Annotated in this window: 21 protein-coding genes; 11 read left to right on the top strand and 10 right to left on the bottom strand. The window is 61.5% G+C overall.

Annotation, left to right across the window (positions count from 1 at the left end):
* Positions 1-104 precede the first annotated feature (104 nt).
* From SM763_RS06475 to SM763_RS06465, 3 genes are read left to right on the top strand one after another with little or no spacing between them, the layout of a single operon-like run.
* Complete coding sequence (locus tag SM763_RS06475) at positions 105-1,091, top strand: glycosyltransferase family 2 protein (RefSeq protein ID WP_368998012.1); 987 nt, start codon at positions 105-107, stop codon at positions 1,089-1,091.
* Entirely contained in the window at positions 1,088-2,827 is a 1,740-nt protein-coding gene (locus SM763_RS06470) for a DUF5927 domain-containing protein (RefSeq protein ID WP_368998011.1), read from the top strand. The genes SM763_RS06475 and SM763_RS06470 overlap by 4 nt, the downstream gene beginning before the upstream one ends.
* 6 nt (positions 2,828-2,833) lie before the next feature.
* Entirely contained in the window at positions 2,834-4,270 is a 1,437-nt protein-coding gene (locus SM763_RS06465) for a nodulation protein NodH (protein WP_368998010.1), read from the top strand.
* A 53-nt stretch (positions 4,271-4,323) separates the two neighbouring features.
* Here SM763_RS06465 and SM763_RS06460 read toward each other — a convergent pair whose 3' ends face one another.
* From SM763_RS06460 to SM763_RS06415, 10 genes are all read right to left on the bottom strand, one after another.
* Entirely contained in the window at positions 4,324-4,788 is a 465-nt protein-coding gene (locus SM763_RS06460) for a PTS sugar transporter subunit IIA (protein ID WP_065272101.1), read from the bottom strand.
* 54 nt (positions 4,789-4,842) lie between these two features.
* Entirely contained in the window at positions 4,843-5,406 is a 564-nt protein-coding gene (gene hpf / locus SM763_RS06455; protein WP_065272102.1) for a ribosome hibernation-promoting factor, HPF/YfiA family, read from the bottom strand.
* A 274-nt stretch (positions 5,407-5,680) separates the two neighbouring features.
* The gene (lptB, locus tag SM763_RS06450) at positions 5,681-6,442 is read right to left on the bottom strand and encodes an LPS export ABC transporter ATP-binding protein (protein WP_065272103.1); all 762 of its coding nucleotides are present in this window, start codon (positions 6,440-6,442) and stop codon (positions 5,681-5,683) included.
* Positions 6,442-6,885, bottom strand: a complete 444-nt coding sequence (locus SM763_RS06445; protein WP_082996065.1) for an LptA/OstA family protein — start codon at positions 6,883-6,885, stop codon at positions 6,442-6,444. Before SM763_RS06445 ends, lptB begins: the two co-directional genes overlap by 1 nt.
* Positions 6,886-6,954: 69 nt before the next feature.
* A complete protein-coding gene (lptC, locus tag SM763_RS06440; protein ID WP_065272105.1) occupies positions 6,955-7,554 on the bottom strand; it encodes an LPS export ABC transporter periplasmic protein LptC in 600 nt (199 codons plus the stop codon).
* A 35-nt stretch (positions 7,555-7,589) separates the two neighbouring features.
* Complete coding sequence (locus tag SM763_RS06435; protein ID WP_368998009.1) at positions 7,590-8,558, bottom strand: KpsF/GutQ family sugar-phosphate isomerase; 969 nt, start codon at positions 8,556-8,558, stop codon at positions 7,590-7,592.
* Positions 8,555-9,169 (bottom strand): ribonuclease D, encoded by a 615-nt coding sequence (locus SM763_RS06430; RefSeq protein WP_368998008.1) that lies wholly within the window; start codon positions 9,167-9,169, stop codon positions 8,555-8,557. Before SM763_RS06430 ends, SM763_RS06435 begins: the two co-directional genes overlap by 4 nt.
* A 193-nt stretch (positions 9,170-9,362) precedes the next feature.
* A complete protein-coding gene (locus SM763_RS06425) occupies positions 9,363-10,058 on the bottom strand; it encodes a GntR family transcriptional regulator (protein ID WP_368998007.1) in 696 nt (231 codons plus the stop codon).
* A gap of 62 nt (positions 10,059-10,120) precedes the next feature.
* Positions 10,121-11,278: an acetylornithine deacetylase gene (argE, locus tag SM763_RS06420; RefSeq protein ID WP_274836080.1), complete on the bottom strand. Its 1,158-nt coding sequence runs from the start codon at positions 11,276-11,278 to the stop codon at positions 10,121-10,123.
* Positions 11,166-12,470, bottom strand: coding sequence for a M24 family metallopeptidase (locus SM763_RS06415; RefSeq protein WP_274829365.1), 1,305 nt, complete (start codon positions 12,468-12,470; stop codon positions 11,166-11,168). Before SM763_RS06415 ends, argE begins: the two co-directional genes overlap by 113 nt.
* A gap of 321 nt (positions 12,471-12,791) precedes the next feature.
* Here SM763_RS06415 and SM763_RS06410 point away from each other — a divergent pair, with 321 nt between their 5' ends.
* From SM763_RS06410 to SM763_RS06375, 8 genes are all read left to right on the top strand, one after another.
* A complete protein-coding gene (locus tag SM763_RS06410) occupies positions 12,792-13,280 on the top strand; it encodes an Lrp/AsnC family transcriptional regulator (RefSeq protein ID WP_065273657.1) in 489 nt (162 codons plus the stop codon).
* Between the two features lie 83 nt (positions 13,281-13,363).
* Positions 13,364-14,839, top strand: coding sequence for an NAD-dependent succinate-semialdehyde dehydrogenase (locus SM763_RS06405; RefSeq protein WP_368998006.1), 1,476 nt, complete (start codon positions 13,364-13,366; stop codon positions 14,837-14,839).
* An 80-nt stretch (positions 14,840-14,919) separates the two neighbouring features.
* On the top strand, positions 14,920-16,293 hold the full coding sequence (locus SM763_RS06400) for an aspartate aminotransferase family protein (protein WP_368998005.1): 1,374 nt from the start codon (positions 14,920-14,922) through the stop codon (positions 16,291-16,293).
* A 340-nt stretch (positions 16,294-16,633) separates the two neighbouring features.
* Entirely contained in the window at positions 16,634-17,623 is a 990-nt protein-coding gene (locus SM763_RS06395) for a TRAP transporter substrate-binding protein (protein WP_082996067.1), read from the top strand.
* Positions 17,624-17,686: 63 nt separating this feature from the next.
* A complete protein-coding gene (locus SM763_RS06390; protein ID WP_368998004.1) occupies positions 17,687-18,181 on the top strand; it encodes a TRAP transporter small permease in 495 nt (164 codons plus the stop codon).
* Entirely contained in the window at positions 18,181-19,452 is a 1,272-nt protein-coding gene (locus SM763_RS06385) for a TRAP transporter large permease (RefSeq protein ID WP_274829370.1), read from the top strand. Before SM763_RS06390 ends, SM763_RS06385 begins: the two co-directional genes overlap by 1 nt.
* Before the next feature lie 5 nt (positions 19,453-19,457).
* Positions 19,458-20,351 carry an isocitrate lyase/PEP mutase family protein gene (locus SM763_RS06380; RefSeq protein WP_368998003.1) on the top strand — a complete coding sequence of 298 codons (894 nt, stop codon included), beginning with the start codon at positions 19,458-19,460 and terminating at the stop codon, positions 20,349-20,351.
* 100 nt (positions 20,352-20,451) lie between these two features.
* On the top strand, positions 20,452-22,074 hold the full coding sequence (locus tag SM763_RS06375) for a GMC family oxidoreductase (RefSeq protein ID WP_368998002.1): 1,623 nt from the start codon (positions 20,452-20,454) through the stop codon (positions 22,072-22,074).
* Positions 22,075-22,080 lie beyond the last annotated feature (6 nt).

The raw sequence follows: 22,080 nt of genomic DNA, 5'->3' as shown, positions 1-22,080 counted from the left end.
TATTGCGCGCAGGCAGTCGCGCGCCGGGGCCTACCCGCACGGAGCGTACAGGGTCGGAAACAGACGGATATGGAGTAGCCGTGGGTCTTTGGGATTCTTACCGTATGCGTGTACGGCGCAGGTACAGGCTGGCCCGGGCCTTGCGTAAATCCCGTGAACTCAAGACCATTCAGGACAACACCGGCCAGATCCGGCCGGATGATATCCTGCTGGTTTCCACGATGCGGAACGAGAAAATCCGCCTGCCCTACTTTCTCGACTATTACCGGGACCTTGGGGTCGATCACTTTCTCCTTGTGGACAACGGATCGCAGGACGGCACCCGTGACTATCTGCAGGGCATGCCGGATGTGTCCCTCTGGCACAGCGACGCGAGCTACCGGCGGGCAAACTACGGCGTGGACTGGATGAATGCGCTCAAGCGCCGCTATGCCCATGGGCATTGGGTTCTGGTGGTCGATCCGGATGAGCTGTTCATCTATCCGTTCTGCGACACGCGCCCGATCCGGGCGCTGACCGACTGGCTGGACAATTCCGCAATCCGAAGTTTTGCCGCCATGCTGATCGATGTTTATCCCAAGGGGCAGGTCACCGATGCGGCTTATCAGCCCGGGCAGGATCCCTTGGAAATCGCCAACTGGTTCGACAGCGGCAATTACACGATCAGCCCGAACCCGACCTATGGCAACCTGTGGATCCAGGGCGGTCCCCGCGCCCGCATGTTCTTTGCCGACCGGCCAAAGAAGGCGCCGGCGCTGAACAAGATACCACTGGTCAAATGGGACCGGAAATACGCCTATGTCAGTTCGACCCATGCTCTGCTGCCGCGCGGGCTGAACCGAGTTTACGAGACCAATGGCGGTGAAAAGACCAGCGGCGCGCTGCTCCATACCAAGTTTCTGGACACCTTTGGTGACAAGGCCCGCGAAGAGATGACGCGCAGCCAGCACTATGCGCAATCGGCCGAGTACAAGGCCTATGCCGCCGCCCTGGCCGAGCAACCGGACCTGTGGTGCAAATGGAGCGAGAAATACATCAACTGGCGCCAGCTTGAGATTCTGGGTCTCATGTCCAAGGGCAACTGGGCATGAGCAGCGCAGGTCAGACCAGCAAGGAAGGGGCCACCAAGGGCACGGTCGGCATCGTCATGCTGGTGCATACGGCGCTGGAGCGGGCGGAACAGGTGGCGCGCCATTGGGCGGCGGCGGGTTGCCCCGTGGTGATCCATGTGGACCGTAAGGTGCCGCAGAGCACGTTCAAAACCTTCCGCGACGGGCTGTCGGATCAGGAGCTGATCCGGTTTTCGCCGCGCCACACCTGCGAATGGGGCACCTGGGGCATCGTCGCCGCCTCGCAATCGGCGGCGGAGATGATGCTGCGCTCCTGTCCCGGCGTGCGCCACGTCTACCTGTCGTCAGGCTCCTGTCTGCCGCTCAGACCGGTGCAGGAGCTTGTCGATTATCTGGCCGCCCGCCCGCAGACCGATTTCATCGAAAGCGCGACCACCGCCGATGTGCCCTGGATCGTTGGCGGTCTGGATGTGGAACGTTTCACCCTGCGCTTTCCCTTTTCCTGGAAAAAGCAGCGCGCGCTATTTGATGGCTATGTCAATCTGCAGCGCAGGCTGCGGATCAAGCGGCGCATCCCGCCCGGTCTGGTGCCCCATATGGGCAGCCAATGGTGGTGCCTGACCCGCCGCACCCTGTCGGCGATTCTTGAGGACCCGGACCGGCCAATCCATGATCGCTACTTCAAGAAGGTCTGGATCCCCGACGAAAGCTATTTCCAGACCCTCGCGCGGCAGCATTCGGCGCAGATCGAAAGCCGTTCGCTGACCCTGTCGAAGTTCGATTTCGAGGGCAAACCGCATATCTTCTATGACGATCACCTACAGCTGTTGCGCCGGTCCGACTGTTTCGTCGCCCGCAAGATCTGGCCACGAGCGCAGCGGCTTTATGATGCCTTCCTGACCGATCCGGCAGGTGCGATGAAGCGGACGGAACCCAACCCAGGCAAGATCGACCGGGTCTTCTCTAAGGCGGTGGAGCGGCGCACCCGGGGGCGACCGGGTCTTTACATGCAAAGCCGGTTCCCGAGCAAATGGTCGGTGAGCAATGTGACCGCCAATCCCTATTCGGTGTTCCAGGGCTTTGCTGAACTCTTCGTCGATTTTGAAAGCTGGCTGAACCGGACCACGGGCAGCCGGGTGCATGGCCATCTGTTTGCGCCGGATAGGGCCGAATTCGCCGATGGCGACAGCATGATCAATGGCGCACTCAGCGATACGGCGAAATTGCGCGACTATAATCCCGAAAGCTTCCTCACCAATCTGATCTGGAATACTCGGGGGCAACGGCAAAGCTTCCAGTTTGGCCCGCAGGACAACCAGAAAATCGGCGCCTTTATCGCAGGCGATCCCAATGCGCATGTGTCGGTGATCAGCGGCGCTTGGGCGGTGCCCTTGTTCCGCTCGACGCAGAGTTTTTCCGAATTGCGGCGCATCGCGGCGCGCCTGCAGCGGATCGAGGCCGCGCATCTGCATCTGCTGCGTGATCAGCATACCAAGGCCCGCGTCCGCATCTGGACCATGGCGGAATTTGTCGAGGCACCGATGGAGCCCCTGCAGGCCATTCTGGAAGATCTTGGGGCGCAGGCCCCGCGCCATCTGAACGAGGCGCCGACGATGGCGGATCTGGAGGGCTTTGGACAGTTTCTGCAGAACCTCAAGAACCAGGGCATGCACCCCTATCTGATGGGGGATTTCCCGGTGGAACAAGGACCGGTGAGCATGCCAAAGTCCCCCCGAAAACCGTATTTGGTGCGATAGGTTCTGATGACCAACCACTTTGATTACTTCGTTGTTTTTGCTGAAATGCGCACGGGCTCCAATTTTTTGGAGTCCAACCTCAACGCGCTAGAAGGGGTGAGCTGCCACGGAGAGGCCTTCAATCCCCATTTCATCGGCTACCCGAACCGCACCGAAATCCTGGGCCTGACGCAGGAGATGCGCGAAGCGGACCCTGGTAAGCTGATCGACCGGATCCGGTCGCAGCCCGATGCCTTTGGCGGCTTTCGGTATTTCCACGATCACGATCTGCGGGTTCTGGACATTGCGCTGGAGGATCCTCGCTGCGCCAAGATCATCCTGACCCGCAACCCGCTGGACAGCTACGTCTCGCGCAAAATCGCTGCGGCCACCGGCCAGTGGAAGCTGACCAATATCAAGCGCCGCAAAGAGGCGCAGGCGGAGTTTGATGCGGTGGAGTTTTCCCGCCATGTCGAGGATCTTCAGGCATTTCAGATCACGTTGATGAACCGGCTTCAGTCCTCAGGCCAGACCGCATTCTATGTGGATTATGAAGACCTGCAGAATCTGGATGTGATGAACGGTCTGGCGCAATGGTTGGGCGTCAACTCTCGGTTGGAGGCACTGGATGACAAGCTAAAGCGGCAGAACCCGGCGCCGACCCTGTCCAAGGTGGCCAACCCGGATGAGATGACGGCCGCGCTGGCCACCATGGATTGGTTCAACCTGTCGCGCACGCCGAATTTCGAACCACGCCGCGGCCCTGCGGTGCGTGGCTATCTGGCGGCCGCCAAGACGCCGCTCCTTTACCTGCCGATGCGGGGCGGGCCCGAGGAAGCCGTGGCGGAATGGCTGGCAGCGCTGGATGGTGTGACGTCGGAGGATCTGATCTCCGGGATGAACCAGAAAGAACTCCGCCAGTGGAAAACTCAGAACAAAGGCTTTCGCAGTTTCACCGTTCTGCGTCACCCGGCCGAGCGAATTCACCAAGTGTTTTGCCAGCGCATTCTGCAAAAGGGGCCGGGCAGTTATGGCGCCATTCGCGAAACCCTGCGCCGCCAGTTCAAGGTGCCGCTGCCCAAGGATGGCCCGGATGAGGATTATTCCCGCGCAGATCACCGCGCTGCCTTTGTAGGGTTCCTGAGCTTTGTCAAAGCCAACCTTGCCGGGCAGACCTCGATCCGGGTCGATGCCGAATGGTCCAGCCAGTCACAGGCCTTGTCGGGCTTTGCCGAACTTGGCCCGCCCGACCTGATCCTGCGCGAAGAGGAACTGGCGGTGGAACTGCCCGAACTAGCCAGAAGGTTTGCAGCCTCCGCGCCCGCCTATGCGCCGTCACAGCCGAGATCGCAGCCCTATACGCTGGGCGATATTCATGATGCAGCGCTGGAGGAGATGATCACAGCGCTCTATCAGCGGGATTATATGATGCTGGGGTTCGATGCCTGGAGGCGGCAGCGCTGAAGAGTGTCTGCCCTGAACAAGGGCAGTTTCCCCATGACTGTTCAATGCCGCTCTCAGGCAGCCTGAACCGGCTGGTTTTCGGTGAGAATGGTGAACAGCGTCGCCGGATCGTTATTGGCGCGCAGTTTTGTGCAGAAATTCTGCTCCCGCAGAGTGCGGGAGACCAGAGCCAGCGCTTTTAGGTGTTCAACGCCTGCGTCCTCGGGTGCGAAAAGCGCAAAGGCTATATCGACGGGTTGCCGGTCGACAGCCGCGAAATCCAAGGGTTTTTCCAGAGTCACGAAGACGCCGCAGACCTCGGAGAGGCCATCAAGGCGGGCGTGGGGCAGGGCAACACCGTGTCCTACCCCTGTCGGGCCCAGGCTTTCCCGATCAAGCAGCGCTTCAACCGTGGGCTGCGGATTGAGACCATAGGCGAGATGCCCGACCTCAGCGATCTCCTGAAACAGCCGCTTCTTGCTTGAGGCTGCACCAATCACGCGGACGGCGTCCGGTTTGAGGATCTTGGAAATCTGCATCTCGGTCATTTGCTCCGCTCGACCACCTTATCCGGTGGGCCGCTGGGCTACTGCTTAAGGATCGATCCAACCGATGTTGCCATCATCCCTGCGGTAAACCACATTCAATCCGTCTTTGCCTTCGTTGCGGAAAACCAGAACGGGCGCCCCGGCCAGTTCCATCTGCATCACTGCTTCGCCAACGGACAGGGACGGGATCTTGGTTTCCATCTCGGCCACGATGATCGGCTGCAGCGAGTCGGGTTCGGTCCCGGTCTCCGCTTCATCAGAGGCGAGGATATAAGAGCTGGCGCCCAAATGTTCAACCGGTTCGCTGCGGTCGCGGTGATGGTCCTTCAGGCGGCGTTTGTAGCGGCGCAGCTGTTTTTCCATCTTGTTGCAGCAGCCTTCGAAAGACGCATAGATTTCAGTGGCATGAGCCTTGGCCTGAGCGGTCAGACCGGTGGACAGGTGAACGGTGGCCTCGCAGACGTATTCATGCGCCGAACGGGAAAAGACCACGGTGGCGTCCGTCGGGCGCTCTGCGTATTTTGCGACAGCCGTTCCCAGTTCATCCTTAACGTGGGACTGCAACGCTTCGCCGATGTCGATCTGTTGACCGCTGATTTTGTAACGCATGTGATCTCCTTCACAATAATACCACCCGCAACACCGCCGGGGCCAAGCCCGGCAGACTATCGTCAGCTGCGGATGAGGGGATTAGGCAAATACGCCGGAAGCAACCATGCGGACCCTGTTGCCAAGGCCAGCTTGCGGACTGCATCGGACTGCACATTTGCCATACTTCAATTCCATGACAACTGACGAAAAGAGTCAATGGAGAAGCGATGCAGATGGTGAAGGAATAGGAAACCGGCAGGAACAGGCCGAGGCCCGAAAGGCACGGTTCGGTTCAGGAAATACGGAAATTGTCGCCCAGATAAACGCGGCGCACGTTTTCGTTCTCGACCACCTCTTCGGGGCTGCCGGACATCAGAACCTGACCGTCATGCAGGATATAGGCGCGATCAACGATTTCGAGGGTTTCGCGAACGTTGTGATCGGTTATCAGCACCCCGATGCCGCGTTTCTTCAGATCGGCGACCAGATGGCGGATATCGCCAACCGAAATCGGGTCGACCCCGGCAAAGGGTTCATCCAGCAGCAGGTATTTCGGATCCGCCGCCAGGCAGCGGGCGATTTCCACCCGGCGCCGTTCACCGCCCGACAGGGCCAGCGCAGGGGCGCGGCGCAGGTGTTCGATAGAGAAATCCGACAGCAACTCTTCCAGCCGTTCGCGCCGCTTGTGGTCGTGTTTGACGGCAATATCCAGCACGGCCGAGATATTGTCCTCGACCGACAGGCCCCGGAAAATGGACATTTCCTGCGGCAGGTAACCAATGCCAAGCCGCGCGCGGCGGTACATCGGCAGGTTGGTGACGTTCTGCCCGTCGATGGTGACGGTGCCCGCCTCGGGAAAGACAAGGCCGGCGATGGCGTAGAAACTGGTGGTCTTGCCGGACCCGTTCGGCCCCAGAAGGGCGACAACCTCGCCTCGGTCCAGACGCATGGTCACGTCACGAATCACCACCTTCTTGCGATAGCTTTTGCGCAAGTGTTCGATCCTGAGGCCGGACGAGCCTTCGGTGACCTTCAGTTCGGGTTTTGTCGCCATCAGTTGCCGCCATCCGGGTTGAGGATGGTTTTGACCCGTCCGGCCATGCTCGCGGTGCCGGTGGTCAGGTTCACCTCAAGCCGGTTCGAGGTCAGCGTGCTGGCTCCCTGATTGAGCAGGACATTTCCGGTCATCACAATGGTGCCGCTGTCGATGGTGTATTCCGCCTTCTCGGCCTCTGCGGCGTCCGGGCCGCTGACCAGCAGCACATCGCCGGTCGCCTCAAGCTGGTCGATGCCACGTTTGCCGGTCTCATCGGTCTTGTAGATCACCAGAACCCGGTTCGCAGACAGTCGCATCACCCCCTGGATGATCAGCACATTGCCAGTGAATTCGGCCGAGCCATCGGCCTGGTTGACCGCCAGCGCATCGGCTGTCACCTCGACCGGTTCCTTGGGGTCGGCCTTAACCTCGCCAAAGGCAATCACGTCCGTCTGGGCCATCGCAACTGGTGCAACCGATGCAAGGGCGCAAGACAGGCAAATCAGCAAGGTGGGCAATCTGAACACGGGCTATCTTTCTTTAGTATTGGGATCGTATACCAGCTTGACTCTGTTTTTGAATACCATTTGCACCGGTCCGCCTTCGGTTTTTGCCGTCACCAGCATCTGCCCCGCAGTCAGAACGCCAAGGGCGCCCGTGGCATGAACCGGTCCGGGGCTTTCTGCGCGCACCCCGTCCAGCGCGGTTTCCAGTAATTCGGTCTCAACCGTCATACCATCCGCAGATGTCAGTTTGACGTTGCCGCTGAACCGCGCGAGACCTTGATCGGGATGCACCGCGCCGCTGTCAGAGACCAACGTCATCCGGCCGCCCTCGGCCATGCGGATTTCGGCCTGCAGATTGGTGGCCGTGGCGCCGCCGCTGTCGCTGTTGGGCTGAGCAACCGAGGCCATCACCATGATCTCATCGCCCTGCGCGGTGGTGCCGGAAAAGAAGGGGCGGGTGACCTGCTGCCCGCGCATGCGTTCCTCGATCTCCTTTTGCGCAAAGGGGATGACCGCCTCGGTGTCGACACCGCGCGAAATCAGGAACAGCGTCGACAGCAGCGCCAGCGCGGCCAGCGGCAGCAGCACCTTGAGATAGGCGACTGTGCGCGAATAGCGGTCCATCCGGTGTCCCCTTTCTCTTTTGTTGGCGTTGCGGTTTAGCCGAGGCCCGCGCGCAGGCAATCGTGGATGTGGATCAGGCCCAGTGCCTGCGGACCCTGGGTAGCATCCACCACAAACAGGCAGGTGATCTTGCGGGCATTCATCACCGCAAGCGCCTCTTCGGCGAGGGCGTCGGGGCCGATGGTCGTCGGCGAGGAGGTCATGACATCGGCAGCGGTCTGGCTCAGCAGCCCGTCCATGTGGCGGCGCAGGTCGCCGTCGGTGATGATGCCGGTCAGGGCGTTCTCAGCACCGGAAACCCCTGCCACGCCAAATCCCTTCTGGCTGATTTCAAGAAGCGCCTCGGACATCGGGCTGGTTTCAGCAACCAGTGGCAGGGAATCCCCGCCGTGCATAAGGTCGCGGACCTTGGACAGGCGCGCGCCGAGTTTGCCGCCGGGGTGGAAATCGCGGAAGTTCTCGGGGCGGAAATCGCGGTGCTTCATGATGGCAATGGCGAGCGCGTCGCCCATGGCCAGCGTCAGCGTGGTCGAAATCGATGGCACGATCCCGTATCCGCAGGCCTCGCCCAGGGCCGGAATTTCCAGCTGCACATCGGCCTGGGTCATCAGGGTGCTTTCCGGCCTGCTGGAGAGGCCGATCAGCGGAATGTCAAAGCGGCGGGTAAAGACCAGAAGATTGGCCAGTTCAGGCGCTTCGCCCGAGTTGGAGATGGCCAGAACCACATCGCCCTTGGACAGCATTCCAAGGTCGCCGTGGCTGGCCTCGGCCGGATGTACGAAATGGGCAGGGGTGCCGGTGCTGGCCAATGTGGCTGCGATCTTGCGGCCGATGTGGCCGGATTTGCCGATACCGCTGACGATCACCCGCCCTTCGGCCTTCAGGATCAGGCGCACCGCATCGGCGAACCGCTCGTCAAAACCGGCAGCCAGCGCATCCAGTGCGCGGGCTTCGTCGGTCACGACCTGACGCGCCGTGGCGAGAAAGTGTTCCGACCCGCTCATGAGTGCGCAAAGATATCGGTTTCGGGCCAGCCCGCCAGATCAAGGCGCGCGCGCATCGGCAGGAAGTCGAAACAGGCCTGCGCCATGTCGGTGCGGCCTTCACGGGCAAGACGTTTGTCCAGCTCTTCACGCATGCGGTGCAGGTGCAAAACGTCCGAGGCGGCATAGTCCAGCTGCGCTTCGGTCAGGGTTTCGGCACCCCAGTCGCTCATCTGCTGTTGTTTCGAGATATCGACACCGATCAGCTCCTGACACAGGTTCCGCAATCCGTGGCGGTCGGTATAGGTGCGGATCAGGCGGCTTGCGATCTTGGTGCAGTAAACCGGTGCTGCCAGCGCGCCGAATGCGTGGTACATGGCTGCGATGTCAAAACGCCCGAAGTGGAACAGTTTCAGCACATTGGGGTCTTCCAGCATACGGCAGAGGTTCGGTGCTTCGCTCTGGCCCTTCTCAATCTGAACGATATGAGAGTTGCCGTCACCGCCGGACATCTGGATCACGCACAGCCGGTCGCGGTGGGGGTTGAGCCCCATGGTTTCACAATCGATTGCAACAACCGGGCCCAGGTCAAGCCCGTCCGGCAAGTCGTTTTTGTAAAGATGATTGGGCAATGGAGCGGTCCTTTGTCTGGGCAGGCCGCGCGGCCCGCCTTTCTGCCGAAATAGGGGCTAAAGCCTCTGAACTCAACTGTAGCCCAGCCCCGCCCGTGGTGTCGGGCAGAACTGGACGATATTTCTGCTAACATGGGGTTTAAGGCAGGTCAGCCAAATAGGAAACCTGCCAAAGCATTCGGCCCTGCAGTCTTTATCCAGCTCTCATGCGGCTGAAACTCATCGAGATATGAGCCTGTTGCAGCATCGCGGCAGCCTGAAGGTCGCCAGCCTCCAGCGCTGCTGTGACGGTGCTGATCTCGCCATCGAAGATGCGCATTTCGTCGCAAAGGTCGATGATGGAATCGATCACCGAGGTCAGCCAGATCCGCGAGGTCTGATAATACAGCCGTTCGGCTGTGGTGCGCAGCGGCATGTTGCCGGTCAGTTTCAGCGTGGCGAGGAAGAAATCGGTGATCAGCCGGGCAAATTCGCGCGGGGCCGGGTCCTGTAGCAGGGATTGGGAGCGATCCGACAGGGCGCGGAACTCGGCCATCAGCGCGTCGCTGGGCGGCAGGGGCATGATGTGGCCCATCATGCCGGCCAGTTCCATCCTGAGCTGGTAGGTTTGCGCCAGTTCCTCAAGGTTCACATCGGTGACGAAGGTGCCGACGCCGTGTACCGATTGCACCAGCCCTTCGTCTTCGAGCCGGGCAAGAACCCGGCGCAGCGGGGTGCGACTGACGCCGAATTCCTCGGCCAGTTCGGTTTCCGACAGGCGGGTTCCGGGCGCATAGTCCAGCAGACAGATGCGATCCCGGATTTCCCGGTGCATCAGTTCGAACCGGTCACGGGCGCTATAGTCGGCATTGTCGAGATCCAGCGCCGTGTTGGGCGAGGATGAGGTCATTGGAGGCCTCCCTTGGTTGGGTGCCTGTGTAGCTGTCCCCGCCCGTCGGCGCAAATATCTGTTCAGACCAGTTTGGCAGAGAGCCCTTCGAGCAGCCCAAGGCATTGCGACAGCTGGTCGAGCGAGACGTATTCGTCGGGTTTATGCGCCTGTTCGATCGATCCCGGTCCGCAGACGGCGACATTCATGCCAAGCCCCTGGAAAATCCCGGCCTCGGTGCCGAATGCCACCAGATCGGCGCCATTTGCCCCGGTCAGCTCCTGCAGGATCTCGCGGGCCTCGTTGTCGGTCACTGGCTCCAGACCGTCGACCTCGCCGATGACCTCGGTGACGATGCCTGCCTCGGGGAACACCGCCTGCATCTGCGGGATCAGGGAATGGGTGCACAGCCGATGCAGGTCTTCCTTGACGAAGTCAGCATCGGATTTCTGCACCGGGCGCATTTCCCAGTCGACCCGCGCCTTGCCCGGGATCACGTTATGGGCGTGGCCGCTGACCAGCGCGCCGGTGTTTATGGTGGTCCAGGGCGGTTCGAACCGGCTGCCTTCGGGGGCGCGGGCACGCAGGGCGTCCTTCAGCTCCAGCAAGCGGGCGACGTAGCGCGCCGCGTATTCCGCAGCATTGACCCCCAGATCCGGCCCGGATCCGTGTCCTTCGAGCCCGGTGAAATGGGTCGAATATTCATAGCAGCCTTTGTGGCCTTCGATGATGCGCATCATCGTAGGCTCTCCGACGATGCAGACCGAGGGGCGTATCTCCCGTTCTTTCAGCGACTTGGCCAGAGCCTGCGCGCCAAAGCAGCCGACCTCTTCGTCATAGGTGAAGGCGAAATGGATCGGCCGGGATGGGTTCAGCGCCGCATAATGCGGCGCCATCGCGGTCGCTGCCGCGATGAACCCCTTCATGTCGCAGGTGCCACGCCCGAACAGCTTGCCGTCGCGCTCCACCATCTGGAAGGGGTCGCTGGACCAGTCCTGATCGGTCACAGGCACCACGTCCGAATGGCCCGAGAGAACGATGCCACCATCGGTATCAGGACCGATGGTGGCGAAAAGATTGGCCTTGCTGCCGGTGTCGTCGGTCCACAGATGAACCTGTGCGCCTGCGCTATCCAGCCGGTCCGCCAATAGCGACATCAACGTCAGGTTGCTGCTCGCGGACACGGTCGGTTGCGCGATGAGTTCTCCCAACAAATCCGTCGTTCGGGGCAGGAAGGTCATTCAGAACCTCGTCTTTCACAAAGATTTTGCGCTCCACATCGCAGAGGGCTTCGGCTGGTCCGTTCTCGCGTATCAGGATCGTCTCGGTGGTCTCAAGCCCCCAGCTGTCCATCCAGAGCGCGGGCATGAAGTGGAAGGTCATCCCCGGCATCAGCACGGTTTCATCGGTGTCCCGCAGCGAAATGGTCCGCTCCCCCCAGTCCGGCGGGTAGCTGAGTCCGATCGGGTAGCCGCAGCGTCCGTTGCGGTCGATCCCAGCCTTTTTCAGGGCTCCATTCAGGGCATTGGCAATGTCACAGGCGCGGTTGCCGGCCTTTGCGGCCTCGATCCCGGCCTCGATGCCTTCGTTCAGCGCGGCAGAGGCGTCCAGCATTTCCTGCGGCGGCTGGCCCAGGTGTACGGTCCGGCACAGCGGCGCGTGATAGCGGCGATAACAGCCGGAAAGTTCGAAGAAGGTCGCCTCACCGGTCTGCATCTCGCGGCCGTCCCAGGTGAGGTGCGCCGCGGTGGCATCCAGACCCGAGGGGGTCAGCGGCACGATGGCCGGATAATCACCCCAGTCTTCGCCAACCCCGTAGGTGCCGGCTTGCAGCAGGTCGCCCACCAGCTCGTTCTTGCGCAATCCGGGGCGTGCGCGTTCGATGGCCAGATTGACGATGTTTTCGGTGATGCGGGCGGCCCGGCGGATGAACATCAGCTCTTCGTCGGACTTCACCGCACGCTGCCAGTTCACCAGCGCGGTGGCGTCATGCAGGCTGGCGTTGGGCAGGTTCTTTTGCAGGACAGCGTGGGCCTTGGCGGAGTAATAGTAGTTTTCCATTTCCACGCCGACGCGGGCCTTGCCGTATCCGAGCCGGGTCAGATGCGCGGCCAGATCTTCCATCGGGTGGCAGGTGGTCGACTGGATATAGCGGTCGTCGTAGCCGATGACGCTGCGCTCTTCCATCCAGACGGTGCGCAGGGCGCCAAAGGCGTCCATCGTGCGGCCCCACCAGATCGGATCACCATTCAGCCCCAGGATGACACCCTGATGCACATAGAAGGACCATCCGTCATAGCCGGTCAGCCAGGCCTGATTGGACGGATCCGTGACGAACAGAACGTCGATCCCGGCAGCCTCCATGGCTTTGCGGGTCTTGGCGATGCGGCGGGCGTATTCGCCCTCAGTAAACGGAGCAAGTTCCAGTGGCATGGGGACCTCTGTTCAAAGGAGGGGTGTCGGAAATAGGGACTGTAATCTTTGTAGATGAGTACATCCTCCGATTCCGATCTATTCGCGGCAAAGGATTTGCTCAAAACGACACGCATAATCGGCATTTACGACGTCGTGAGCGGCAGGTTGCGTGATTGTTGTGCACAACCGGCGAATCTTTGGACGGTTTTGTTCCAGAGTAGAACCTACGCCGGTATCGCGGTCACCTGTGTTTTCTCCGGCACGGCAGGTGGCGCAGTGTTCACAGATTCGCGGGGCGCTTTTCCAGTGATCACACCCGTGATACAGCCCTGACGCATGATACGTCTTGATGACCGGGATATCGCCATTCTCCGCGTGCTGACGCAGGAGGGGCGCATTACCAAAGCGGCCCTGGCCGAACGCATCGGCCTGTCTCCGACACCGTGCTGGGACCGGCTGCGCAAGCTGGAAAAGGCCGGGCTGATCGAAGGTTACGGCGCCCGCATCAACCTGCGCAAATTGGCGCCGCATATAACGGTGTTTGTGGCGGTGGAAATTGCCGATCACACGGCGGCCCGGTTTCAAGCGTTTGAGCTGGCAATCCAGCGCTATGATGAGGTCACGGCCTGCTGGGCGCTGGGCGGCGGTTTCGATTATCTGATGCAGATCGTCACCCATGACATCGATGCCTATCAGCGGCTGATCGATTCGATGCTGGATGCCCGCATCGGCCTGTCGCGCTATTTCACCTATATCGTGACCAAACCGGTCAAAGGTCCGGGCGGTCCGCCGTTGGATATTTTGCTGGGACGGGGGGCTGGCAGCTGAATCTTCTCCTTCATGGGGGAACTTTGGCTGCTGTATCTGGGTCTGGCAGAGGAATGTCCTCCTGAACTTCAGGAGGATTTGCCATGGCCGACACCGCCCTTTCTGCCCGCAGCGATATCGCGGACAAAACGCTAGTCCGTTCATTTTCTTATGTGAATGGCCGGTGGCAGACGGCTGAAGACGGCAATACCTTTGCCGTGAAGGACCCCGGAACCGGAAATGTGGTTGGCCATGTCGCGAGCCTTTCGGCAGAAGAATCCTCTGCTGCAGTCGATGCAGCGCAGAATGCTTTTGCCGCTTGGGCTGGGCTTTTGCCGCAGGAACGTTCGGCCATCCTGCGCCGGTGGTTCCAGCTGCAGCTCGATCATAAGGAGGATCTGGCCCGGATCATGGTGCTGGAACAGGGTAAACCCCTGTCCGAGGCGATGGGCGAAATCGACTACGGCGCGGGCTTTGTGGAGTTCTACGCCGAAGAGGCCAAGCGTCCGAACATCGAAGGCGTCACCAGCCACCTGCCCGATGCCGAGGTCGAGCTGTGGCGCGAGCCGGTTGGCGTGGTGGCGCTGATCACGCCGTGGAACTTCCCCTCCGCAATGCTGACGCGCAAGGCAGCAGCGGCGCTGGCGGCGGGCTGCACCGTTGTGGCGCACCCTTCGGCGGAAACCCCGTTCAGCGCTCTGGCCCTGGCCGAATTGGCCGAACGCGCGGGCGTGCCTGCCGGGGTGTTCAACGTCATCACGGGCGATGCGCCGACTGTGGTCAAACCCTGGACCGAAGATACCCGCGTGCGGGCGCTGTCCTTCACCGGCTCTACCGAAGTGGGCAAGCTGTTGTACCGGCAAAGCGCCGATACGGTAAAGCGGCTGGTGATGGAACTGGGTGGCCACGCACCGGTGATCGTCTTCGAGGATGCCGATCTTGATCAGGCGGTCGAAGAGACCATGAAGGCGAAATTCGCGACCTCGGGTCAGGATTGCCTCGGCGCCAACCGGATCTTCGTGCAGCGCAGCGTCTACCCGGAGTTTTGCAAACGGCTGACGGCGGCGACCAAGAAACTGACCGTTGGTCTAGGCATGGACGACCCGGACATCGGGCCGCTGATGCACGACCGGGTCGTGGCCAAGCAGGAAGAACACGTGCGCGACGCGCTTGAGAAGGGCGCCAAACTGGCCTGCGGCGGCGAACGCCACGCCATGGGGCCGCTGTTCTATCAGCCGACCGTGCTGACCAACGTGCCGCAGGATGCCAAGATCATGCACGAGGAAACCTTTGGCCCGGTGGCGCCGGTGGCCCCCTTTGACAGCGAAGAGGAAATCACCCAGCGTGCCAATGACACCGAATACGGGCTGGTGGCCTATGTGCATACGCAGGATCCGCGCCGTATCTACCGGCTGTCGCGGACGCTGCAATTTGGCATGGTGGCCGTGAACCGGACCAAGGTGACCGGTGCGCCGATCCCCTTTGGCGGCGCCAAGCAATCCGGTCTGGGTCGCGAAGGTGCGCGTCTGGGCATGGAAGAATTCACCGAGGTCAAATACGTCTGCCGCGACTGGGCATGACGGGCCCCATGCCGGGCAATTGAATATCAAACGATCACACCCGGGCCGTGCGGGCACCGGGAAACGCAGAAGGACTAGATATGCTGAAAAACGATCAACTGGACCAATGGGACCGCGACAACTTCTTTCACCCCTCGACCCATCTGGCGCAGCACGCACGCGGCGAAAGCCCGAACCGGGTGATCAAGACCGCCAGCGGTGTGCATATCGAGGACCGCGACGGCACCAAGTTGCTGGACGCCTTTGCCGGGCTGTACTGCGTGAACGTGGGCTATGGCCGTCAGGAAATCGCCGAAGCCATCGCCGATCAGGCGCGGGAGTTGGCCTATTACCACTCTTATGTCGGGCATGGCACCGAGGCGTCGATCACCCTGTCGAAGATGATCCTCGACCGGGCGCCTTCGAATATGTCCAAGGTCTATTTCGGCCTCGGCGGCTCGGACGCCAATGAAACCAACGTTAAGCTGATCTGGTATTATAACAACATCCTGGGTCGCCCCGAGAAGAAGAAGATCATCTCGCGCTGGCGCGGCTATCACGGCTCTGGGCTGGTCACCGGCTCGCTGACGGGGCTTGAGCTGTTCCACAAGAAATTCGGCCTGCCGCTGGCGCAGGTGGTGCACACCGATGCGCCCTATTATTTCCGCCGCGAGGATCAGAACCAGACCGAAGAACAGTTCGTCGCCCATTGCGTCGCAGAACTGGAAGCGCTGATCGAGCGCGAAGGCGCCGACACCATCGCCGCCTTCATCGGTGAACCGGTTCTGGGCACCGGTGGCATCGTGCCGCCCCCCGCCGGTTACTGGGAAGCGATCCAAGCCGTGCTGAAAAAGCACGACATCCTGCTGGTCGTGGATGAGGTCGTCACCGGTTTTGGCCGTCTCGGCACCATGTTCGGCAGCGATCATTACGGGCTGGAAGCGGATATCATCACCATCGCCAAGGGCCTAACCTCGGCCTATGCGCCGCTGTCCGGTTCGATCGTATCCGACAAGGTCTGGAAGGTGCTGGAGCAGGGCACCGATGAGAACGGCCCCATCGGCCACGGCTGGACCTATTCGGCGCACCCCATCGGTGCTGCGGCGGGCGTTGCCAACCTCAAGCTGATTGACGAACTGAATCTGGTTGAAAACGCAGGCAGCGTTGGCGCCTACCTGAACCAGTCGATGAAGGACGCGCTGGGCGATCATGCCCATGTCGGCGACATCCGCGGCGAAGGCATGCTCTGTGCGGTGGAATTCGTGAAGGATCGGGATAGCCGCACCTTCTTTGACGCGGCGGACAAGATCGGTCCGCAGATCTCGGCCAAGCTCCTGGAGCAGGACCGGGTGATTGCCCGCGCCATGCCGCAGGGTGATATCCTGGGCTTTGCGCCGCCCTTCTGCCTGACCCGTGAAGAGGCCGACACCGTGGTTGCGGCAACCGCGCGGGCCGTGAAAGCGGTTCTGGGCTAATACCCTGGGCTGAGGTCCGGATACGCCTCGGGCGGGGCGCTCCCGCCCGGATCGGATCCCCTGCGGGAGGATCCTCTCCCGTTGGGCCCGGCAAAAAGAAAGGCGTCGCGCAATTTGCGCGGCGCCGTTCTTTTTGCTGCAGCCGCTGCACGTTATCGCCCGGCTGAGGGCGCTTTGGATGCGGCCTTCCCAAAAAAATTTGAGCTGCAAAACCAGTCAAATAATTGAATTGTATTAATTTTTCAAAGTTCGACTATCGCACCCGGCAGCCCCCCGGCATTTTCCTTGACCAAAGGTAAGTCCTTGATGGAACATTCTTTTATTAACGGGAGGAAAATTCATGAAACTGACTTCGACGCTGACCGGCGCCGCGCTGGCGCTGTGCACTGCACTGCCCGCATTTGCTGCGGATGTGACTGCACGTATCTCTTTGCAGCTGCCGCTCAAAAGCCACCTTGGCCAGAACCTCTTGATGTTCAAGGAAGAGGTCGAAAAGACTTCGAACGGTGACATCGCGGTGGAGATTTACGACTCCGCGCAGCTTTACAAGGACAAGGAAGTGCCTGCCGCTGTCGGCTCTGGCGCCATCGAAATGGGCGTGGCTTCGCTGACGCGCTATGTCGGGGATATTCCGGCGGTGGATGTCTTCTATATGCCGTTCCTGTTCAACTCCGAGGAAAAGGTGCGCAAGGCCGTTGCGCCGGACAGTCCGGTCCGCGGGCCCATCGATGCGGCCATCGCCGATACCGGCGCCACGGTTCTGTGGTGGCAGGCCTATGGCGGCGCGATCATGCTGTCCCAGGACGGTCCGGTGAAAACGCCTGCTGATATGGAAGGCAAGAAGGCCCGAGTCTTTGGTAAGACGCTGGGTGATTTCGTTACCGCGACCGGCGGCGCGCCGACGCTGATTTCCGGCTCCGAGCAGTATCTGGCCTATCAGCGCGGCACCGTTGATATCGGCATGACCGGCGTCTCGGGCGTGAAATCCCGCAAACTGTGGGAGGTCATGGACACCATCACCGTCACCAACCACGCCGATATCGAATTCATCGTCGTGGCCAACACCGACTGGTGGAATGGTCTGTCGCCTGAGCATCAGAAGATCATGTCGGACGCCGCCCGCAAGGCTGAAATCGCAGTGCGGGACGAGATGTCCGCGATCGAGGCTGCTGCCTATGCCGAGGCGGAAAAGGCCGGGATGACGGTGTACCAGCCGACCGATGCAGAGATCGCCGCCTGGAAAGAGGCTGCCGCGCCCGTCTATGACGGCTTCCGCGCTAAGGCCGGTGATCTTGGCGCAGAAATCCTGTCTGCTGCCGAGAAATTCTGAGCCTGACTGTCACGGACCGGCGCCGCATCCGGGGCCGGTCCATCTTATTCTTCGGGAAATTCCATGCACGTTTTTGCCAGGTTCGTGACCGCGCTGGCCCTTGTGGCGGCGGTCCTCTTTGTTCTTGCGGGGATCATGCTGACCTATGAGGTTATGGCCCGCTATTTCTTTGTCCGCCCCACCATCTGGGCGGCAGAGTTGAGCCAGTTCTGCCTGATCTGGGGATCGCTGATCGCGGCGCCCTGGTGCCTGCGCGAACGGCGCCATATCCGCATCACGGCGGTGATCTCCGGATTGCCGCGTGGTCCCAGGATCGGTGCGGATGTTTTTGCCATGGCGGTGGTGGCGGTGTTCTCCGCTGTCGTGCTGGTCTACGGATATGAGATTTTCCACGACAGTTTCATTCGCGGGCGCACCACCGGCACCATGCTGGATATGCCCATGTGGTACGTCGAACTGTCGCTGCCCTTCGGCTTTGCGGTGCTGCTGCTGCAATCCGTGATCGAGGTCTGGCGCGCGGCGCAGGGGCATATCGCGGCTGAAGGAGAGCATGAATAATGACGGTTTTCCTGATCCTTTTCGCCCTGTTCGCGCTGCTGCTTGTCGGTGTTCCGGTTGCCTTTGCGCTTGGTGGGCTCGGGCTGTCGATGCTGATCCTTGGCGGGTTTTCTCCGCTGATGGCACCGCAGGCGATCCTCTCCACTCTGGATGGCTTCATTCTGCTGGCGGTGCCGCTGTTCCTGTTGATGTCCAATGTGCTGCTGAAAGGCGGCGTTGGGCGTGATCTATATGCCGCCGTGCAGGCCTGGGTCGGCCACTGGCCTGGTGGGCTGGCCGTGGCGACGGTGATTTCCTGCGGGTTGTTCGCCGCGATCTCCGGCTCTTCGGTGGCGACGGCCGCTACCATTGGCACCGTTGCCATCCCGGAAATGATCAACCGCGGCTACGAGCGGCGCTTTGTCTACGGGTTGTTGGCCGCTGGCGGCACGCTGGGCATCCTGATCCCGCCGTCGATCCCGATGATCATCTACGGTTTCGTCACCGAGGAATCGGTGATTGCCCTGTTCCTGGCCGGTGTCGGCCCCGGTCTGGCGCTGCTGGTGCTGTTTGCGGGCTATTCGATGATCTATGCCTCGATGAAGGGCATGGGCCGCAGTGAAAAGGCGACCGGCGCCGAACGCCGCCGCGCCACCCTGCGGGCGCTGCCGTCGATTGCGTTGGCCACCGTGGTTGTGGCGGGCATCTATTCCGGCGCCTTTACCCCGACCGAGGCTGCGGCCATCGGATTTGCCTTTGCCGTGGTCATCACCGCGCTGGTCCTGCGTACGCTGACCTGGAAAGCCTTCTGGGAGGCGGCGGTGGACAGCATGGCGACCACGGTCGCGATCCTACTGATCATCGCGGGTGCCAAGGTGTTCGGAAAGGCGATCACCCTGTATCGCATCCCGCAGGAAATCAGCGCCTTCATCTCGGACGCGGTGTCCAGCCCGGTGATGTTCGTGCTGCTGGTGGCCGGTATCCTCGTGGTGATGGGGCTGGTACTGGAGGCGCTGTCGATGGTGCTGATCATGACCCCGGTGCTGCTGCCTGCTGCCATGGGGCTGGGCTTTGATCCGATCTGGTTCGGCGTCTTCATGGTGGTCATGGTCGAGGCGGCCCTGATCACGCCGCCGGTGGGGCTGAACCTTTACGTGATCCAGGCCGTGGCGCGGGCCACCCTTGGCGATGTGGCGCGTGGGGCGATCCCCTTCCTGCTCCTGATGTTCTTCTGTGTGGTGCTGCTCTATCTGGTGCCCGACCTTGCCCTTTATATTCCCTTCAAATTGTGAGTGACATGACGACACCTGCTGACCGCCTGCGCGCCCTTCTTGCGCAGCCCCGCCTTCACACCATGCCCTGCGCCTATGACGCGCTGTCTGCCAAGCTGATCGAACAGGCCGGGTTCGATCTGACTTTCATGACTGGGTTTGGCGCCTCTGCCTCGCGGATCGGGGCGCCGGATCTGGGCCTGATGAGCTATGGTGAGGTGCTGGATCAGGCCCGCAATATCGCGGGTGCCATCACCATGCCGCTGATTGCCGACGGGGACACCGGTTATGGCAATGCGATGAACGTGCGCCGCACGGTGCAGGGGATGGCGAATGCGGGCTGCGCCGCCGTGATGATCGAGGATCAGCTGGCGCCGAAACGCTGCGGTCACACACCGGGCAAGGCCGTGGTGGGCCGCGAGGAAGCCTTTGACCGCATCCGCGCCGCCGTGGACGCGCGCAACGAAGGTCAGGATATCCTGATCCTTGCGCGCACCGATGCCCGTCATGATCACGGGCTGAATGAGGCGCTGACCCGCGCGCAGAAGTTCCGGGAGCTGGGCGCCGATATCATCTTTGTCGAGGCGCCCCGGTCCGAGGCGGAGATGCGCGAGGTCTGCGCGGCAACGGATGCGCCCAATATGGCCAATATCGTCGAAGGTGGCGAAACCCCCGACCTGCCGCCCGAGGCGCTGGAGGACATCGGATACCGTATCGCGGCCTACCCGTTGTCGCTGATGGCTTCGGCGATGCAGGCGATGATGCAGACGCTGGCCGAGATGAAAGTGGGTCAGCCACGTAGCAACCTGATGGATTTCATGGAGCTGCGCCGCCGGATCGGATTTGACGACTACTACGAAGCCTCGGAGCGCTATGCGACATCGGCCCGCCCGGTGACCGGCGCGCGCGAAGGTAGTTAAGCCAGGATCCGCGCAATCATGGTTTACGCACAGTAAACGTGGACAGGATGCCCCTTCCTGCGCTCACTTTGGAACAGGATGCAGCCTTGGGAGGGGAGCGATGCAGTTCGACTATGTGATTGTGGGGGGCGGTTCAGCAGGGTCAACTCTGGCCTCAAGGCTCAGCGAGGATCCGAACACCAGCGTCTGTCTACTGGAGGCAGGCGGACGCGGTGACAGCATTCTGGTACGCGCACCGGCGGCGGTGGTTGCCATGCTGCCGGGTCGTCCCAAGATCAACAACTGGGCGTTTGAGACCGTGCCGCAGCCAGGCCTGAACGGGCGCAAGGGATACCAGCCGCGCGGCAAGGCGCTGGGCGGCTCCAGTGCGATCAACGCCATGCTCTATGTCCGCGGTCATGCGGGTGACTATGATGAATGGGCGGCGCTGGGCTGTGACGGTTGGGGGTGGAGTGACGTGCTGCCCTATTTCCAGCGCGCCGAAAACAACGAAGCTGGTGGCGATGCGGTGCATGGCGGTGACGGCCCCCTGCAGGTCAGTCACCAGAAATCCCCGCGCCCCATCACTCGCGCCTTTGTCGAGGCGGGCAAGGCGCTGCAGATCCGCGAGACGGCGGATTTCAATACTGGAGATAATGAAGGCATCGGCCTTTATCAGGTGACGCAGTTCCACGCGGCGGAGAAGAATGGCGAGCGCTGCTCGGCCGCGGCAGCCTATCTGCACCCGGTGATGGATCGCGCGAACCTGACGGTGATCACCGGCGCCCACGCCACCAAGGTGCTGTTTCAGGTTAAGCGCGCCACCGGCGTTGCGTACCGGAAGGGCGGGCAGGATCTGACGGTCAACGCCGGGCGCGAGGTGATACTCTGCGGTGGCGCCTTCAATTCACCGCAGCTTTTGCAGCTGTCGGGGGTGGGGCGCCCCGAGGATATCACGCCGCACGGGATCGGTATGGTGCACGAGTTGCCCGGCGTCGGGCAGAACCTGCAGGATCATCTCGATTTCACCCTCGCCTACAAAAGCAAGGACCGGGACAATTTCGGGATCTCTTTGCCGGGCAGCGTCAGCCTGCTGAAGCACATCAACGACTGGCGCAAGACGGGCAAGGGGATGCTGGCGACGCCCTTTGCCGAAGGGGCGGCGTTCCTGAAGACCGACCCCACGTTGGAGCGCGCCGATGTGCAGCTGCATTTCGTCATTTCCATCGTCGATGACCACGCCCGCAAGCTGCATCTGGGGCATGGCTTCAGCTGCCATATCTGCGTGCTGCGCCCCAAATCGCGCGGTGCGGTCGGGCTGACATCGGGCGATCCGATGGCGCCGCCGCGGATCGATCCGCAGTTCCTGTCCGATCCCGAGGATCTGACCACCCTGATCAGGGGCGTGCGCAAGACCCGGCAGATCATGCAGACGCCGCCCTTGCAGGGCTACATCCATAAGGAGCTGTTCATCGAAGGTGAGCCGGATGACGCAGCGTTGGAGCAGCACATCCGGGCGCGGTCGGATACGATCTATCATCCGGTGGGTACCTGCAGGATGGGGCAGGACGAAATGGCGGTCGTCGATCCGGAATTGAAAGTGCGCGGCATGGAGGGCCTGCGCGTTGTGGATGCATCGGTCATGCCGCGGCTGATCGGGGGCAACACCAACGCACCGACCATCATGATCGCAGAAAAAGCCGCGGATCTGATCCGCAACCGGGCGGCTCTGGCCGCCGAGTGAATTTTG

Source organism: Pseudophaeobacter sp. C1-32P7 (genome assembly GCF_041008775.1).
GTDB classification, from domain to species: Bacteria; Pseudomonadota; Alphaproteobacteria; order Rhodobacterales; family Rhodobacteraceae; genus Phycobacter; species Phycobacter gallaeciensis_A.
The sequence above is the reverse complement of the archived record's forward strand: the minus strand, read 5'-3'. Positions and strand labels throughout refer to the sequence as shown.

Bases quoted from the DNA above. Each gene is read 5' to 3' on its own strand.
- SM763_RS06475 (WP_368998012.1), top strand. From the start codon at position 105: ATGCGTGTACGGCGCAGGTACAGGCTGGCCCGGGCCTTGCGTAAATCC.
- SM763_RS06470 (WP_368998011.1), top strand. From the start codon at position 1,088: ATGAGCAGCGCAGGTCAGACCAGCAAGGAAGGGGCCACCAAGGGCACG.
- SM763_RS06465 (WP_368998010.1), top strand. From the start codon at position 2,834: ATGACCAACCACTTTGATTACTTCGTTGTTTTTGCTGAAATGCGCACG.
- SM763_RS06460 (WP_065272101.1), bottom strand. From the start codon at position 4,788: ATGCAGATTTCCAAGATCCTCAAACCGGACGCCGTCCGCGTGATTGGT.
- hpf (WP_065272102.1), bottom strand. From the start codon at position 5,406: ATGCGTTACAAAATCAGCGGTCAACAGATCGACATCGGCGAAGCGTTG.
- lptB (WP_065272103.1), bottom strand. From the start codon at position 6,442: ATGGCGACAAAACCCGAACTGAAGGTCACCGAAGGCTCGTCCGGCCTC.
- SM763_RS06445 (WP_082996065.1), bottom strand. From the start codon at position 6,885: ATGGCCCAGACGGACGTGATTGCCTTTGGCGAGGTTAAGGCCGACCCC.
- lptC (WP_065272105.1), bottom strand. From the start codon at position 7,554: ATGGACCGCTATTCGCGCACAGTCGCCTATCTCAAGGTGCTGCTGCCG.
- SM763_RS06435 (WP_368998009.1), bottom strand. From the start codon at position 8,558: ATGAGCGGGTCGGAACACTTTCTCGCCACGGCGCGTCAGGTCGTGACC.
- SM763_RS06425 (WP_368998007.1), bottom strand. From the start codon at position 10,058: ATGACCTCATCCTCGCCCAACACGGCGCTGGATCTCGACAATGCCGAC.
- argE (WP_274836080.1), bottom strand. From the start codon at position 11,278: ATGACCTTCCTGCCCCGAACGACGGATTTGTTGGGAGAACTCATCGCG.
- SM763_RS06415 (WP_274829365.1), bottom strand. From the start codon at position 12,470: ATGCCACTGGAACTTGCTCCGTTTACTGAGGGCGAATACGCCCGCCGC.
- SM763_RS06405 (WP_368998006.1), top strand. From the start codon at position 13,364: ATGGCCGACACCGCCCTTTCTGCCCGCAGCGATATCGCGGACAAAACG.
- SM763_RS06400 (WP_368998005.1), top strand. From the start codon at position 14,920: ATGCTGAAAAACGATCAACTGGACCAATGGGACCGCGACAACTTCTTT.
- SM763_RS06395 (WP_082996067.1), top strand. From the start codon at position 16,634: ATGAAACTGACTTCGACGCTGACCGGCGCCGCGCTGGCGCTGTGCACT.
- SM763_RS06390 (WP_368998004.1), top strand. From the start codon at position 17,687: ATGCACGTTTTTGCCAGGTTCGTGACCGCGCTGGCCCTTGTGGCGGCG.
- SM763_RS06385 (WP_274829370.1), top strand. From the start codon at position 18,181: ATGACGGTTTTCCTGATCCTTTTCGCCCTGTTCGCGCTGCTGCTTGTC.
- SM763_RS06380 (WP_368998003.1), top strand. From the start codon at position 19,458: ATGACGACACCTGCTGACCGCCTGCGCGCCCTTCTTGCGCAGCCCCGC.
- SM763_RS06375 (WP_368998002.1), top strand. From the start codon at position 20,452: ATGCAGTTCGACTATGTGATTGTGGGGGGCGGTTCAGCAGGGTCAACT.